Origin of the sequence: Nonomuraea sp. NPDC050227, from assembly GCF_044459705.1 — a bacterium.
In the GTDB taxonomy this organism is placed as follows: Bacteria; Actinomycetota; Actinomycetes; order Streptosporangiales; family Streptosporangiaceae; genus Nonomuraea.
On sequence record NZ_JBITJF010000018.1, the window covers coordinates 21,898 to 37,835 of the forward strand.

Sequence of the window (15,938 nt, forward strand, 5' to 3'; positions counted from 1 at the left end):
CAAGACTCTGGGACGCTGCTCCACCCGACTGCTGTGCAGGTCGGTGTACGGTCCGTCGCCTTGCCCAACGCCGTCTGCGCGTCGTTCGCCGTCGCCGGATACCCGCGCGAGGTCGGCGCGGGCTGGCTGGAACCCCTGCTTACCTACCCGGGCCACCTGGACGTGTCCCTGCACGTGGAACCCATCCCGCAGCAGGTCGCCGCGATGCGGCTGCGCCGCCAGCTCGCCCGCCTGGAATCAGCCAGCCGCTCCGACGCCCAACAAGGCAGGCTTGCCGACTTCGCGGCCGAGGCCGCCGCCGACGACGCCACCGACCTGGCCGACAACCTTGCCCGAGGCCACGGCCGCCTGTTCAAAGTCGGTCTCTACCTCACCATCCACGCACCCTCGGAACCGGAACTGGCCGCCGAGGTCGAATGCGTCCGGGCACTCGCGTCCTCGCTGTTGCTCGATGCCCAACCAGCGACGTTTCGCGCCCTGCAGGGCTGGACCACGACCCTTCCCTTGGGTGTTGACTCGCTCAACGCGACGCGGACGTTCGACACGACCGCGCTGGCCGCTGCCTTCCCCTTCACTTCCCCTGACCTGACGACCGAAGTCGGAGGGACAGGGGTCCTGTATGGGCTGAGCGCCACCAGCTCCGGCATCGTCCTGTGGGACCGCTACGCCCAGGACAACCACAACTCCGTCGTCCTGGCCCGCTCCGGCGCGGGCAAGAGCTTCTTCACCAAACTCGAAACCCTGCGCCTGCTCTACCAAGGGGTCGAGGTCGCCGTCGTTGACCCCGAAGACGAATACGCCCGCCTGGCACGAGCGGTCGGCGGCACCTGCCTGCACCTCGGCGCGGCCGGAGTGCGATGGAACCCCTTCGACCTGCCCGTCAGCCAGGGCCCTCGTGACAACGTGCTGTCGCGTCGAGCAATGTTCCTGCAGACTCTCATCGCCACCATGCTCGGCGGGCAGCTCACCGCGCAGATGCGGGCTGTGCTCGACTCGGCGATCATCGCGACCTACCAGGCGGCCGGGATCACCCGCGACCCCGCCACTTGGACTCGGCCTGCGCCGCTGCTCGCCGATCTGGCCACAACCCTTACCAAAAACACCAAAGCAGCCGGTTCCGTGGAGACGGAGCTGGCGGCGGAGCTCGCCCCCTATGTCTCCGGCTCCTACCGCGAACTGTTCGACGGCCCGACCACCACCCAGCCGGCCGGACACCTGACCGTCTTCTCCTTGCGTGACCTGCCTGAGGAGATGAAGGCGGTCGGCACGCTACTGGCGCTGGACGCCATCTGGCGGCGAGTGGCCAACCCGCGCAACCGCAAGAAGCGCCTCGTCGTCGTGGACGAAGCCTGGCTGCTGATGAAGGAGCCCGAGGGGGCCCGGTTCCTGTTCCGAATGGCCAAGGCTGCGCGCAAGCACTGGGCCGGGCTCGCCGTCGTCACCCAAGATGCAGCCGACCTGCTCGGCTCCGAGCTTGGGCAGGCGATCGTGGCCAACGCCGCCAACCAGATCCTCCTGCGCCAGGCACCGCAGGCCATCGGCACGGTCGGAGACGCCTTCGACCTGACCGACGGAGAACGCCAGTTCCTGCTCACCGCCGAGCGCGGCGAGGCGCTCCTGGTCGCCGGCCCCGCCAGCCGAGCCGCCTTCCACGTCATCGCCTCCGCCCGTGAGGTCCAGCTGATCACTACCGATCCCGCCCACCTGGCCGAACTCGACCAACACGACCCACCTCCAGACCGTGTCGGTCACTCACCGGCCCAGACCGCTTCCAGCTTCCCGGACGAAGACCACGACGAGGAGAGCGACCCGCTGTGATCACCGCTCCGTCGCCTCACCTGGACGGGTCGTGCCTGCTGTGCGGGATCGACGACCGCGATGTCCAGACCACGCTCGACTTCCTGGCCGAACTCCCCGCCCACCTGCCTGAACTTGCCCTCGCCTACGGGCCCCGTCTCGCTGCGGCCCTCGCCGTCATTTGGTCCATGGCCGCCGCCGCGCGCTACGTGCTGGGCTGGCTCCACCACATCGATATGGCGCCCGAGGCCCGGCTCATCGAGATCGCCAGCCCGCCCCGCAGCGACCCCGAAGGGGCCGTAGTGCTGTGGCGGCAACTCGTCGGCCTGCTCCGGCCGGCATGGAAACGCGCCTTCACCGGTCAGCCGCACCTGGTGTGGGAGTACCACGGCAGCGACGCCGGAATCCGCGTCCGCCTGTGGGTGCCAGGCTCAATCCCGCCCGGCATCGTGGAGAAGGCCATTCACGCCGCATGGCCAGGCGCGACCACCACCACTAGACCCGCCACCCCTCCCTTCTCTGAGGGCACCAAGGCCACGGGCGGGCGGCTCGTGCCAGCCGCACCTGAACACTTCCCGCTCAAGACCGACCACAGCCACGACCCGGTCCGATCGTTGCTGGAAGCCATGAGCGGACTGCGCGAAGGCGAACACGCTGTCGTACAGATCCTGGCCCGGCCCACCACCGGCAAACGCCTGCGCCACGCCTACCGGGCAGCCGCCCGCCTGCGTGGAGGAGGCAGCCGCAACAGCCTCGGCCGCGTCTTCGACGAGATCCTTCCCCTACCGTCAGATACGCGAGGCCACCACCGCGCGAGCGAGCTGGCCCGCGAATTCCCCGAACGCGCCGAACAAGTCCGCGCCATCCTCGCCAAAGCCGGTCAACCGCGCTACACGGTCGCCATCCGCTACGCCGTCGCCACCAGCCGCGAACCAGCCTCCACCGGCCTTCCGGCAAACAGTTCGATGAGCACCCGCCACGATGGCATGGGCTCCTCTGATCTGGTTCGCGGATGGCTACGAGGTCAAGCACACACCCTGGCCGGCGTCTTCGCCCTCTTCAGCGGCGGCCACCAGTACCTCCGCCGAGCCCGCCTCTGGCTCCCCCGTCGCGCGGTCAGCTCGCGCCGCCTCGACAGCGGCTACCTGCTGTCCGTCGACGAGCTGGCAGCACTGGCGCACCTGCCATGGGACATCGACGCTCCCGGCGTCACCCGCGCCGGAGCCCGCCCCATCGCCCCGTCCCCGGCCATACCCCGCGCCACGGCCGGAGGGACGGCCCGCGTCCTGGGCGACGCCGACAGCGGCCCCCAGCGGCCCGTTGCGTTGCCCGTGGCCGACGCACGCCATCACACCCACGTGCTCGGCGGCACCGGCGTCGGCAAATCGACTCTCCTGGCCAACCTCGTGCTCGCCGACGCCCATGCTGGGCGAGGCGCCCTGGTCATCGACCCGAAAGGCGACCTGGTCACCGACATCCTCAACCGGCTCCCGAAGCGAGCAGTCGGCAAGACTGTGGTGTTCGACCCGCAAGACCCCGCGCCGCCGCCCTCGATCAATATCCTCGCCGGACACGACCCCGCCTTTGCCGTCGACTCCGTCGTCACCATCTTCCACCGTTGCTTCTCCACAGCCTGGGGACCGCGGGTGGATGACCTGCTCCGCTCCACCTGTCTCACCCTCACCCATGTCCTGGGCCGCAAGGCGACCCTGGCCGATGTGCCCCGGCTGCTGACCGACTCGGCCTTCCGAGCCCGGACCATATGCAAGCTCGGTGATGAGCTGCTGGCAGGGTTCTGGGACTCCTACGAAGCCCTCACCCCCGCAGGACAGGCCACCGTCATCGGCCCGGTGATGAACAAGCTCCGCGCCGTCCTGCTACGTCCGTTCGTCCGGCAGGCGCTGGCCAGCCCGGACACCACAGTCCCCATCGGCAGGCTCCTTGACCGAGGCGGACTGATCCTGGCCCGGCTCCCCAAGGGCGTCCTCGGCGACGATGCCGCCCGGCTGTTCGGCTCCATCCTGCTCGCCCACACCTGGCAAGCCGCCACCCGCCGCTCCGAACTCCCCGAAACTGACCGGCCCGACGCCTCGCTCGTCATCGACGAGTGCCACAACTTCTTGAACCTGCCCGGCCACATCAACGACGTTCTCGCCGAGGCGCGGGGCTACCGCCTCTCCCTCGTCCTGGCCCATCAGCACCTCGACCAGCTCCCCGCCGACCTGCGCGAGGCCCTGTCCGCCGACGCACGCAACAAGATCTATTTCAACGCCTCACCCAAAGACGCAGGGGACCTCAAGCACCACACCGCACCGTTGATCAGCCCGCACGACCTCACCCACCTCGGCGCCTACCAAGCCGCCGCCCGCCTCATCATCGACGGCCAGCAAACCTCCGCGTTCACCCTGCGCACCCGCCCCTTGCCCGCTGCGGTCGGAGGCCGGGAGACGGAGATCCGGCAGGCATCCCGCGAAGGATTCACTGCCTCGAAGAACGCCGCTCCCTCTCATCCGCGCACAGACCGCGAAGGCCGCCGCGCCTCCAGCCGCGACCCGCGCTACGGCGCACCATCCACCCGCTGAACCGCACCCGCCTCTGCTGACCAGCCACACGCTCGCCCCGCAGATCCGAAAAGGGCCGGCGTGCCGCAACAGCCGTGCGTCTGCTCCAGCCAGTCCACCATCCGATCAACCCGCAAGGAGACGCCCATGAACATGCTCCCGATCCCGGCCGGACAGCCCCGCCTCGACCGCGCCACATTGCCCGCCCTGTCGGCGCGGCTGACCCCCCGCGACCACGACATCCTCACCTACCTGCACCGGCACCGCGTCCTGACCACTCACCAGATCCAGCGCATCTTCTTCGGCATCCCCCAGTCCACGCGCAAGCGCATGAACACCCTGCACCTGCTCAACGCCGTCACCCGCTTCCGGCCCTGGGCCGGATACGGCGCAGGCTCAGCCCCCATCCACTGGGTACTCGGCAAGGCCGGAGCCGCCGTTCTGGCCGAACGCTGGGGTATCAGCGTCAAGGAACTCGGCTACAACCCTGACATTCCCATCGCCGTCTCGTCCCGCCTGAACCACCAGGTCGGCGTCAACGACTTCTTCTCCCACCTCCACCACCAGGCCCGCCATGCCTCGGCAGAGCCCGAAGCCACAGCCGAGGTAAGGGCTTGGTGGTCTGAGCAGCAATGCGCCAAGCTCTGGGGCGACCTGGCCCGTCCCGACGCCTGGGGCCAGTGGCGGGAGAACAGTAACGAGATCAACTTCTTCCTCGAACACGACACCGGCACCGAAACCCTCAAGCGTGTCGCCGACAAGCTGCACGACTACCGCAACCTCGCCGACGCCACCGGCATCAACACCCCTGTGCTGTTCTGGCTGCCCAGCGCCGCTCGCGAAGCAAACCTGCGCAAACTCCTCACCGAATCGGGCATTCCGCTAGCCACCGCCGTCCACACCAGCGACGGGGACGGCCCCGCCGGGCCGATCTGGCTCCCCCTCGGAGCCGATGCGCATCCGTCCCGGATGCGGCTCGCCGACCTTGCGGGCGCTTGGCCACACCTACCCCTCGGCCGGATCCACGACCCGTCCGGCATGGACCAGCCGCACCCTGAACTCGCCACCGTGCCTGCCGTCCGCGTCGGAGACGAACCGAGGTGAAGGCCGCCGCGGCCGGCGCCGCCCTCCTGCTGCTCGTCGTCTTGGCCCTCATCGCAGCCGCCACCAGCCTCCTGAGCACCTCCGGGACGCCCGGCGTCGTCTGCGCGACCATACCCGCGACGACGAGCAGGCCGGAGAGCAGCCCGGTCGCGGCCTCAGCTCCGGCGCCTACGGCTCTCGACCTGGACGCCGATCAGCGGGCCAACGCCTCGCTCATCGTCCAGACCGCGATGGAGCGGGGTCTGCCCGTACGAGCAGCCGTCATCGCGGTCGCCACCGCCTTGCAGGAATCCCAACTCCGTAACCTGCGCTACGGCCATCTCGACAGCCTCGGCCTGTTTCAGCAACGCCCGTCGCAAGGCTGGGGAACACCCGAGCAGATCCTCACTCCCCGCTACGCCACTGGCATCTTCTACGACCGCCTGGTCGAAGTGCCCCGCTGGGAGCAGATGCCGCTCACCAGAGCCGCCCAAGCCGTTCAGCGCTCTGCCCGCCCTGACGCCTATGCCCAGTGGGAGCCGCTCGCCCAGCGCACCGTCGACGCCCTGGCCGGGACTTGCGTCCCGCTCATCCCTGGCGAGCAGATCGCCGCTGTACTCGCCTACGCCCACGCCCAGCTCGGCAAGCCGTACTTGTGGGGAGCCGAGGGACCTGCATCCTTCGACTGCAGCGGCCTGACCATGCGCGCCTTTCAAGCCGCCGGGATCTCGATCCCCCGTGTTGCCGCCGACCAGTGGCGGCACGGCCCGGCCATCCCGCTCGGCCAGGAACAGCCCGGCGATCTCGCCTTCTTCCGGATGGAAGCAGACGGCCCCGGACACGTTGGCATCGTCCTCGGCAACGGCCAGATGATCCACGCACCCCACCAGCACACCGTCGTCCAAATCGGCACCTACCAGCGCGGGGACCTGATCGGGTTCACCCGCCCGGCCGCCCACCCTGTCACTGGCCAACCCGACCCACGCTGACTGCATGACCCACCACCACGTACAGCCCTAACGCGGCCATGGTTGCCCTTCACCGCCCCCGCCCTGCCTTGACATGCTGCCTGGCCGGGCGTGCCCCTGCCGGGCAGCGTGAGCTGCTCGTTTCTTCCCTAAACACATAGTCACAGATAGCGATGTGACCGATACTGTCCGGGAAGGTCTCCAGCAGGACCAGGTGAAGGAGACACCTCCATGTGCGCAGTCCGGCTCGCCCCGTCCCCGCTCATCGTCAGCCTCTCCTACGACCTCAACAACCCGATCAAGATCCGAGCCAAGCACAAGGTCGCTGGCATGCTTCTGCTCGACCGAGACCACGCCAACCGCCTTGAACGGGGCTGGAACGTCCCCGGCGCCTATATCCTCCTCGACCGCCCAGACACCGAGGGCCGATGGGGAGCCTACGTCGGCAAGGCCACCACCCCTGGACTACGCCAGCGAGTCCTCCAGCAGCTCAAAGGCCGGAACCACTGGTATCGGGCCCTGCTCATACGCTACGAATCCAACGAGGACGAGACGCTCAACAGCAGCGAAGCCGGTTGGCTGGAAGGCCGCCTCTACGACCACCTGGCCAACGCCGGGCAAGTCGACCTGCACAACCGCAACCGGCCTCACGACCCCACCTTGACCGACGATGACGAAACCAGTCTTCTCGACTACCTGCTCCCCATCGAATCAGTGCTCCGCCTCATCGGCCACACCCTCCATCCTCGCAACCCCAACGCCCCGGACGGCGGCGGACCCCTCGTCGAAATGACCAAGCCTGTGCCGGAGAAGCCCGAACCCTACGTGAGCGTTTTCGGGTATGGGCCCAACCCGTATCTCCTGCAAAACCCAACGCCTCAAGCGCTACTGGAGCGGTTCGAGCTAATCAAAGCAGGGAAGCATCCTCGAGTTGTTGAAGCGGACTCCACCAGGCCGATGTGAGCCGGTGGTGCAGGAGGTATGCCCCGCCCAGCGCACTACGGATGTGCTGGGCGGGGCATACCTCCTACGCCACCGGGTCAGGCACTACGCGATGCAGCCCTGTCCCTTCTCCCCGCCGTGCATCCTGCAGGCGAGCTCCTCCTCGGCCGTGAGCACCACGGCGTACAACTCGGACACTTCGGTGGTCAGAGCCTTGTACAAGCGGTGCCAGCCGTCGATGATCAGCATCCCGCCGTTCGGGACTGTGGCCATGATCAACGGCACGGACAGGTCCACCTGAGCGGCGTGCTCGCGGTTGATGGCGACCAACCGGAGCATGCCTGCCCACTCCTTGGGTTCGATCCGGCCCTCAGCTGCGCGGTTCCGGGTGAGCTTCTTGGCTGTGGTGATGTCCCATCGCCAGGCCATCATCTGGAACGATTCCATCCGCGAGCTGCCCTCACAGCCGGATGCGGGCGGGTGCGTCGAGGAGGCCTCAGGCACGGTTGGGATCGGTTCGCCGGTGGCGGCGCTGTTGCTCATGCCTTCGCCTCCGGCCCGGGCGAGCTGCTGGGAGCCTGCTCTGAGGAGGAGGCCGGCACGAGTGTCTTGACTTGCGCCAGGAAGGTTCGAGCCGCGTCCTGCCGGATGAGGGCCAAGGCCCGGTCGAAGTGGGCCAGGGCGAGTTCGTGTTCGCAGTGCAGCCCGAGGGCACGCACCGTTCCAGCGGTGTCAGGGGTGGTGGTGTCGTCGTCCAGGTAGGGACTGACCCAGGTGACGAACCTGACCGTTGCATGAGCCGGGGTCAGGCCCCGGCCGCCTCGGGCGTGCTGGATCTGCCGGTCGACGAGCAGCCACCAACCGGCGAGCGTTTGCGCGTGCAGGATGTCGTAGAGCACCTCAGCACTCAGCCGCTGGCCCTGGCTGAGCCGCCGTCCGATGGTGTCGGCGTTGTGCTGCCGTATCTGGCGGGCCTGCTCGATGACCACCTCCACCGACGGCGCTTCACTCGGATCGGGGCCGGAAGTGGCGGCGGTACCGGTGTCGGATGCGGGGATCGGGGCATCGGGGTGCTGTGGGTTCCACATGGGATTGTCCCTTCGTCGGGTGATGACGCCAGCGCCGGGACGCGCTGACACGGCTGGTTGCAGATTCACAGCGCGTCCGCCGTCGCTGAGGGAACCGCCGGGAGTACTACCGGGTTCGGGGGCGTGCTTGCGGGGTGGTGGTTGTCCACGGGCATACCTGAAGCCGGAACATCGGCTCCATCACCGGACTCGGCGAGGTGCTGGATCAGGAGCTGGCCGCTGGCCGTGAGGAAGTCGCGGGCGGCGATGCGTGAGGCGTGGGCGAGGGCGTGATCGAACAATGTGCCTGGCAGGGCGGCCGGAGGTTCTCCGGTGAGGTAGTGGCGGGCCCAGGAGCGCACCCGCCGCAGCGCGTGATCGGAGGCCAGCTTCTTGCCGGTGATCTCCTCATCCACCAGATCCCACCAGGCTCGCGATGCCTGGGCGTAAGCAGCGGCGAACAACTTCTCGCTGGAAAGCCGTCGCCCGTTCTGCAAGGTGAAGATCGCCTTTGCTGCCGCCGTGTAGAAGGCGTGGCGGGCAGCGATGATCTTCTCGCCGATCAGCCGATCGAACGGGTGCCGCTCATGCCCGGCTTGGTTCGCGCCGATGTGCCAGGCGGGGGTACTACTGTCCGCTTCCCCAATCGGGGGCAGAGGGCCGGACTGGCGGTGATGATCCATCGCGTGTCTTCCTTTCGTCGGGTGATCGGTGAGGGGTGGGGGCTCATGGAGTGGCCGCCGGACCAGCGGCTCGGGTTCGCCAGGCGCGCGCCAAAGAGGCGCAGGCCGGGCAAGTAGACGGTGGGCGGCTGGAAAGCGCCGCGTCGGATACGGCACACGCGCCCGTCGATGACGAGAGACGCCGCGCGGGCATGGAAGCGCGATCAACGGCCACCCGGCTCTGCGCGAACCCGCGCCCGTGAAATCCTGGTCGTCCGCGCCGCCTGCGCAACCACCTCGGCCTCGTGCTTCTGGTCCGTTCGAGTCGGGGTTGAGGGAGGCCAACACCGCCCACCGTGCCCACCGTGCCCAGCGAGACGGGCAGACTGCTTGGTAGCGGCCTGGGACCTCGCGATCCCGTGGGCCCCTTCCCAGCCTGTCCGCTCGATCCGGGAACCGCTCTCCCACGGCGTCACGAACGGTCGCCCTCGACCGAGGACCGCTCGATCCCGGGGATATCGGTGTCGGCCGGACGAACGCCGTGATCGATGGGGAGGGCAACCGCCTCGGCGAGCTTCTCGGTCGCGTCCAGAAAGGCACGCGCGCCGCCTCTGCGGGACTCGGCCATCGCCTGGGCGAACAAGCCGCCGTTGTTCACAGGGCGGGCGTTGATCAGCGACTCACGTGCCTGTTGCCGCACGGTCAACAGCGCGGTCCCGCCGTCGAGCGTCTCCTCGCAGCCGTGCGTGAGGTCGGTGACCTGCTGCCACCACGACAGCCGCTGGTAGGCGTAAGCGATGCGGCCCAGGTCCTTGTCACCCAACGTGCCTTCATCATCGAGGGAGACGATGCGGCTGAGGGCCTCGCTGAGTTCCCAGCGGGCGGCGGTGGCGTAGTGGCTGACCAGGTCTTCGAGTCGTCCCATGACGATCTCCTTCAGTAGTGGTGGATGACGTACGTGGGGCGGGGTACCGGCCGGTCGGGGTGCCCCGGCCCCAACCGGCCACTCGTCGCCTGCCGCGTCCCGTGATGATGGAGCGGGCGGCCCTCTGTGATCGGTTGTCGGGTTAGTCCGTGTGGGTCCGGTACGGCCCACGTCGGAGCCGGACCGGACAGCGACGTTGTGGGCTACGCGGAAACCAGGAGCCGGAAGGCGCGCGCCTTGATCTTGGCGTTGTCGTGGTCATCCAGCAGGGCCCGCTCGGCCCGCACCGCCGCCACGTCGCGGTTGCCGAATACCGGGCTCCTGTGGTCCAGCCGCTCGGTCACCGCGTTGTACGCGGCCCATCGCGTGTTCCGGATCGGTTCCTGAGTCGGGGCCTGCGCGAACAGGTACTCGAGCTCCCGCATCGTTAGGTCGTGATTGCGCTTGGCCAGGTCCTTCGCGTCCGAGGGAAGCGGGTGGAGCCGGTTGGCGAACTGACGGAACTCCTTCACACCCATCGGGACCGCGAGCAACTTCTCGGCCTCGGCCGCGAAGGCTTCCCCGTGCTTCCAGGTCAGTTTCAGCGCGTCGCGCGCCTCGGAGATGCGCCCGGCAACGTTGCCGGTGTGCCGGACAGTGAACTTCGAGGCGTGGTTGGCGAGCGCGGCTCGTTCGGTGTTCGCGCACACCACCCGAACCGGGGTGGCGACCGTGACGAACGAACCCCATCCGTCATGCCGGGAGAACGCGGCGAGGTACAGGTCGATCTGATCGAATCCGCCGACCATGAGGGGCTCGGGCAGGCGCATGGTGACGAACACCCGGCGTCCGCCGTTCAGCGAGCCGCCCGTATCGAAGATCGCCCCGGACTCGTCCACCAGCGTCTGCAGGAAGCCGGTCACGTCCTCGTTCTGCAGGACCTGATAGTCCCTGCCGACACGGCCGAGGCGCTCAGGTTGGCCGGTGACCGGGTTGGTACGCACCACGAGGAAGTCCTCATCGGTGACGACCGGCTGGCCGGTGACCGGATCGGTGACCTGACCGACCGGCACCTTACGCACGTTCCACCCGGCCAGCTGGGCGTTGGACAGGAGTTCCTCGGCGGTCATCGGGCCGGGCGCGGTGTAGCCGAGCCCGTGCCAGCCGGGCTTCCCGGCGGCGGCGAACCCGGCCGAACCGTTGGCGAAGATCTCGATCTCGTGAGCCATGACAGCTCCTCTCTTTGAGCATGCGAAACAGAAGTGATGACCGAATGGGCCATGGGTGGGGTGGGGTTCCGCCCTACTGGGGGCTGGTGCGCCGGTGATCAGGGGGCCAGGCGGTGTTACCGCCCGGCACGGGCCGGGGTTGTGCCGGGCATGCGGCGGCGTTGTGGTGGGCTCGGAGAGCCCTGGGTCGGGGCCATGGGACCGAGGCGGGCGGGCCAGTGGGGGCGGCCCGCCCTCACGCCCGGCTCAGTCGCCGTAGGTGTCGGCCCCCTCGTCGGTGTTGACGGCGGGCCGGGCCGTGGGGGCGAGGGCGAACCGTCGGGGCCGTTCACAGGTCAGCACCGCATCCCCGAGGTTCACGAGGCGGTCCAGGGCGTTGGCCACCGCGCCGGAGGAGGCGTTCAGAACCCTTCCGATCTCGTAGGGGGTGAAGTCCTTGTCCGGGAACTCGATCAGGTGGGCGTGCACCCGATCACGCAATGCCCCCGGCCGCACCCCACTCCCCGTACCCGCGCCACTGGCGCTACCCGGCCGGGTGGCCGACACCGCGCGGGTCGGCGTGACGGCGGTGCCCGTCAGCACCGCCCGCGCGTTACGGTGAACCGAGGCGACCTTCGTCATCGCCATTTCCAGGCACCCCAACGCCATCACGGCGTTACCCTCATCGTTCGCCAGAATCACCCCGCCGATGAGGCTTCCGATCTCGGTGAGCTCAGCTTTCACGAGTGCCCACATCGGATCGTCCACCCCCGGCTCGGACACTGGCTGGGATGCGTCCATGTCGGGGATCGAGTCGAGTTCGCCGTTCGTCCCGTCGGACCCCTGATCGGCTGCGCCGTCGGCGATCAGGTTCTCCTCGCCATCGGCCGGGTCTTCCGCCGGGGCGGCATCATTCGAATCGATGGCGGCCGGGAGCGCCTCCTCCTCGGATGCGGGCACCGTGTCAGCCTCCGGAGTGTCCGCATCCAGAGCGGGGGCTGCCTCAGGCGTTGCATCCGGCGTCTCCGGGGCCGGGGCCGGGGCGGACGTGTCGGCGGTGCCGGTCAGCTCGGTGTCGGTGGTGATCGGAAACCACCGGTCCGCCGCCCGGCCGCGCGTGGTGCCGTCGCTCACGCCCGGCTCACGGCGGGCGCGACCATCGGCCTCGAACTCGTTGAGGATCTTGCCCGCCGCCATCCGGCTCAGACCGGCCGCCGCCCCGATCATCGTGGCCGACCCGCCCGACTCGGCGCTCAGCGCCGCCCACACCGCCGCTACGCGCACATCGGTATCCGGCGCGGGGACGGCGTTCGGGGCGTCAGCGTCGGCCCGTTCAGGGGCCGTCAGGGGCGCAGCGTCGGTGTGGGCAGTGATGGCGGTTTCCGTGTCATCGGAAACATATTCGGTGACAGTCGTTTCCGGGATGTGAATAGCCATTGCGCGATGCCCTTTCCGGTCGCATTCCCGGCCCGGTGCGGCCGGTGTTTTTGTTTGCATCACGACCATCCCTCGCACATCACCCAGGCAGCAAGTCGACCGGCCAATAAATTCCGTCACCCCAACGGCTGGAGAGGCTAACCTAATGAAATAATGACTGACCTGCCGAGACAGCTTTCGAGAAGGCGGCCGGATCGACTTGACATCAATGACCCACCCGCCTCTTCACGCATTTCACCGGACAGCGGCAAACAGCACCCCGTTGTGTCCAAATTGGGCTTGAAATAATCTGCGAGCCGATTGCACATTCGGTTGACATCGACGCAGTATCGAGCGTCAATGGAACTAGGTGGAAAACGTCGCCAGCAAACGCGCGCGTCAACACGTCAGGAAACGAAAAGGGATCCTTCCCCCTGCTACCCGCCGAGGCCGCCACCTCCGACACCCACTGATGTTGCCAAGCCGATCGCCGCTCACATCGCCATCCCCCACTACAGACACCACGGGTACGTCTGAGAAACGCCGACACCCCGCCACCGCATACCCTCAGCAGGACAACCCAACGGCCCGAGTACGTGCCCCACGGGCGGTACATGGGCCCGTACACATTCACGGCCGTCAGTCCAGGGCAGTACCGCCGTACTGAGTCGAGGCGGACGACCGGACCCCGGGTGGCCCCCCTCAGGCGCAGGAGCTGCTCGCCGCTCACGGCGAGGTCACCGCAGCGGCCGGCCTTCCGCGAGGCCGACTACAAGTTGCTGATGAAGAGAAGTGATGGAGAGATACACCAGAAGCGGCAGAGCAGGGCGCGAGCAGCATGGCCAGCCACGAGGCGCATGCACACATATTCCCAGGAGTCGTCTTTAGACGAGTCGGGCCGTCCACCGCCGCAGCCGAAAACGGCTTGACCTGCAAGAATGAATTCTCCAAGGCCTAGCGGTCTTAATCGCGCAGGCGAACGCTACCCCAATTTCCAGTGCGGAAATCTGCCCCCATTCGCGTATCAGCTGACGGCCTGAACCGGTCTGAACCAAAGACGGCGGCGTTGGTTCGCCTCGTCCCCTACACGAGGCGAACCCACCCCAGCCCGTCCACCCAGCCCCACTACACCGCGCCTATGGACCGACCATTGGACCGGTATCTACGCCCACCTGCACTCCAGGTGTCAAGTCCGCACCCACCACCGTGATCAGGCCGTCGACCTGAGACTTCGACGACCTGCGGTAGTACCCGCCGCAACGTCACCGACAACCATGCGAACGCCCCGGCAATCACCCCATGCGGAGACTGGAGCTCCTCATCAGAGCCGCCGACCGTCCGCCGGAACCCGGCAACGGGCCCCGCGCGGATCCCGCGCTGAACCACAAAGAGACCTGAGCCCATGTCAGGCACCGGATATCAGACACTGCTCGATTGCCGCCGCCGCGGCCGATATCTACGCCAGCACAGCTTCACCACTGACCAGATCGCCGTCATCCACGGCCTGGACCACCGTGCCACCCCATTGCGCCTCTACCGGTACACCGTCGGGCTCACCGCGGCGCAGACGATCGACGCCTTCCACCGCCTCGCAGGCACCAACGGCGCCGGACTGCGCGAGTCCCGCCTGCATGACTATGAGAACTGCCCGCAGGCAGGCCGACGCCCATCGGTTGCCACCCTGCGCCTACTGGCCCGCATCTACGGCACTCACCCCGCCCATCTGCTCACGGCCGAGGTTTGGCCACACCCCAATGCGTGACCGACAGAGTCTTGGCCACCATGACTGGGAGCTGTCAATCACCCGATGAAGCGCTGGTAGATCTGCCGGGCTTGTGCACTCGGTCGCGCGTCGATTTCCGCCAGCCGTTCCGTCAGCTGCTGGAAAGTCACCTCGAAGGCGGACAATCTACCGAGATCCCCCTGAATCGTGAGGATCTGGCGCCACAACACCTCGTTGTAGGGATCGATGCGGTCAACCGCCAACGTCAGCACATCCAGCGCACGGTCCGGGTTCTCCGGTCGTTCGAGGTCGACCAGTCGCAGAGCTCCTCGAACTGCCTGTGTCGCAGCAGCCTGGCGTGGAGAAATGCACCAGGTGTCATCACGATCCGCCAGGAGGGGTCCCTGGTACAGGTCCAGCATCCGTCGCAACGCCTCCCGGCGAGCGTGCTCGCCGGACGCGGAATTGGCTTGAACGTACGCCTCCTCGAACTGCCACCAGTCCACGTCGAAGTACGCCGCAGGCAGCCGGCGCCTCTGTCCTGTCTTCACCACAAACTTCACATGGGCTGCAAGTCCCGTCGCCTGCCGCATCGTCGCATTGATGTCGCGCACCGCTGTGTCCAGGCGGCGGGCGCCTCGCTCTTCGTCCCCTGGCCACAACCGCTCGACCACCGACTCCGACGATGCGCCATCCTTGATCGTCGCGAGTAGGGCGAACAACGCGCGGCCTTCCGCACGGCCGAACGACACCTCCCGTCCAGCCACCATCACGCGCGCCGGTCCAAGTACGTACACCTGGGCCAGGGCTGCCGAGCCCGCGACTGTCGGAGGTCCTATTGCCCCCGATGCGGGCTCCGAGATCAGCGAGGCTGCCGCCGCCGTTTCGCGCCGGGAGGGCAGTTCCTGTGCACTGGCCTCTTCCTGAGTACCCGTACTGACCGTGGCGGCACCGACAGTTGCAGTAATGAGTTCGCGCCCAGGGACGAGGCCGTCCTCGCGCCGTATGTCTACTCCAGGGACCGCGATCAGCGGGACGTTCGGCCTGCCCCTCCTTCGGGCCCAATGGACCAGAAGCCCGGTCAGCAGCATCACCAACAAGGCGAATGCGGCAGCCCCGCCCAAGACCGGCCAGGAGTCGGTCGAGGCGGTATTCACCGGCTCGCTGCCTTGAGCAGATCGGGAAGGCAGGGCGGGCATGGGTGCAACACGCGTACTGGCCGGAGCAGGAGCCGGCACGCCGGAAGCAGAAGGCTTGGGCCTTGGATGAGCATGCCGGCGCCCACGGGGCGCGTGCGAGTGCTTGTGTCGTGCCTTCTGGGCGTTCAGGGAACTCATCGGATGTGGTCGCACGACCCGCCCAGGCGACACCTCTACGTCGGCCGAATGATGACCGCGAGCGTTCAGTGCCGGCTCGGCTGCTGGTCGCTGCGTTCTGATCGGATGTGGAGCGTCCGGGGTTACCGTCCTGCTGGGTGATGGTTGCGGCCTGGCCCGTGGCCTTTCTGCTATGTCGCGTTCTGGAGGTGCCACGGAGGCCGGCTGACGCCGCGCCTCCTTCAAAAGCCCCAACAAGTCCGGGTAGTGACCGCTTTCAAACTCATCGTT

General features: G+C 67.8%; 13 protein-coding genes. 6 read left to right on the forward strand and 7 right to left on the reverse strand.

The genetic code is table 11. The annotated features are described in order from the left end of the window. Positions 1 to 60 precede the first annotated feature (60 nt). From ACIBK9_RS48145 to ACIBK9_RS48165, 5 genes are all read left to right on the forward strand, one after another. The gene (locus tag ACIBK9_RS48145) at positions 61 to 1,818 is read left to right on the forward strand and encodes a VirB4 family type IV secretion system protein (protein WP_397165891.1); all 1,758 of its coding nucleotides are present in this window, start codon (positions 61 to 63) and stop codon (positions 1,816 to 1,818) included. Then, entirely contained in the window at positions 1,815 to 4,379 is a 2,565-nt protein-coding gene (locus tag ACIBK9_RS48150) for a type IV secretory system conjugative DNA transfer family protein (protein ID WP_397165893.1), read from the forward strand. Before ACIBK9_RS48145 ends, ACIBK9_RS48150 begins: the two co-directional genes overlap by 4 nt. Before the next feature lie 126 nt (positions 4,380 to 4,505). Then, positions 4,506 to 5,462, forward strand: a complete 957-nt coding sequence (locus tag ACIBK9_RS48155) for a replication-relaxation family protein (protein ID WP_397165895.1) — start codon at positions 4,506 to 4,508, stop codon at positions 5,460 to 5,462. Continuing rightward, positions 5,459 to 6,430 carry a C40 family peptidase gene (locus ACIBK9_RS48160; protein WP_397165897.1) on the forward strand — a complete coding sequence of 324 codons (972 nt, stop codon included), beginning with the start codon at positions 5,459 to 5,461 and terminating at the stop codon, positions 6,428 to 6,430. Before ACIBK9_RS48155 ends, ACIBK9_RS48160 begins: the two co-directional genes overlap by 4 nt. 210 nt (positions 6,431 to 6,640) lie before the next feature. After that, complete coding sequence (locus ACIBK9_RS48165; protein WP_397165898.1) at positions 6,641 to 7,372, forward strand: hypothetical protein; 732 nt, start codon at positions 6,641 to 6,643, stop codon at positions 7,370 to 7,372. Positions 7,373 to 7,456: 84 nt separating this feature from the next. Here the strand turns inward: ACIBK9_RS48165 and ACIBK9_RS48170 are convergent, their stop codons facing one another. From ACIBK9_RS48170 to ACIBK9_RS48195, 6 genes are all read right to left on the reverse strand, one after another. After that, positions 7,457 to 7,894, reverse strand: a complete 438-nt coding sequence (locus ACIBK9_RS48170; protein ID WP_364084384.1) for a hypothetical protein — start codon at positions 7,892 to 7,894, stop codon at positions 7,457 to 7,459. Further along, the gene (locus ACIBK9_RS48175) at positions 7,891 to 8,439 is read right to left on the reverse strand and encodes a hypothetical protein (protein ID WP_397165900.1); all 549 of its coding nucleotides are present in this window, start codon (positions 8,437 to 8,439) and stop codon (positions 7,891 to 7,893) included. The genes ACIBK9_RS48170 and ACIBK9_RS48175 overlap by 4 nt, the downstream gene beginning before the upstream one ends. 65 nt (positions 8,440 to 8,504) lie before the next feature. Next, positions 8,505 to 9,101, reverse strand: coding sequence for a hypothetical protein (locus tag ACIBK9_RS48180; protein WP_397165902.1), 597 nt, complete (start codon positions 9,099 to 9,101; stop codon positions 8,505 to 8,507). Between the two features lie 451 nt (positions 9,102 to 9,552). Further along, positions 9,553 to 10,005 carry a hypothetical protein gene (locus ACIBK9_RS48185; RefSeq protein ID WP_397165903.1) on the reverse strand — a complete coding sequence of 151 codons (453 nt, stop codon included), beginning with the start codon at positions 10,003 to 10,005 and terminating at the stop codon, positions 9,553 to 9,555. Positions 10,006 to 10,208: 203 nt separating this feature from the next. After that, positions 10,209 to 11,213, reverse strand: a complete 1,005-nt coding sequence (locus tag ACIBK9_RS48190; RefSeq protein WP_397165905.1) for a DUF932 domain-containing protein — start codon at positions 11,211 to 11,213, stop codon at positions 10,209 to 10,211. A gap of 246 nt (positions 11,214 to 11,459) precedes the next feature. Further along, a complete protein-coding gene (locus ACIBK9_RS48195) occupies positions 11,460 to 12,698 on the reverse strand; it encodes a hypothetical protein (protein WP_397165906.1) in 1,239 nt (412 codons plus the stop codon). A 1,312-nt stretch (positions 12,699 to 14,010) separates the two neighbouring features. Between ACIBK9_RS48195 and ACIBK9_RS48200 the strand changes: the two genes are divergently transcribed. Next, positions 14,011 to 14,370 carry a helix-turn-helix domain-containing protein gene (locus ACIBK9_RS48200; RefSeq protein WP_397165907.1) on the forward strand — a complete coding sequence of 120 codons (360 nt, stop codon included), beginning with the start codon at positions 14,011 to 14,013 and terminating at the stop codon, positions 14,368 to 14,370. Between the two features lie 38 nt (positions 14,371 to 14,408). On the opposite strand, the gene ACIBK9_RS48205 is transcribed toward ACIBK9_RS48200, so the two are convergent. Further along, on the reverse strand, positions 14,409 to 15,488 hold the full coding sequence (locus ACIBK9_RS48205; protein WP_397165909.1) for a BTAD domain-containing putative transcriptional regulator: 1,080 nt from the start codon (positions 15,486 to 15,488) through the stop codon (positions 14,409 to 14,411). Positions 15,489 to 15,938 lie beyond the last annotated feature (450 nt).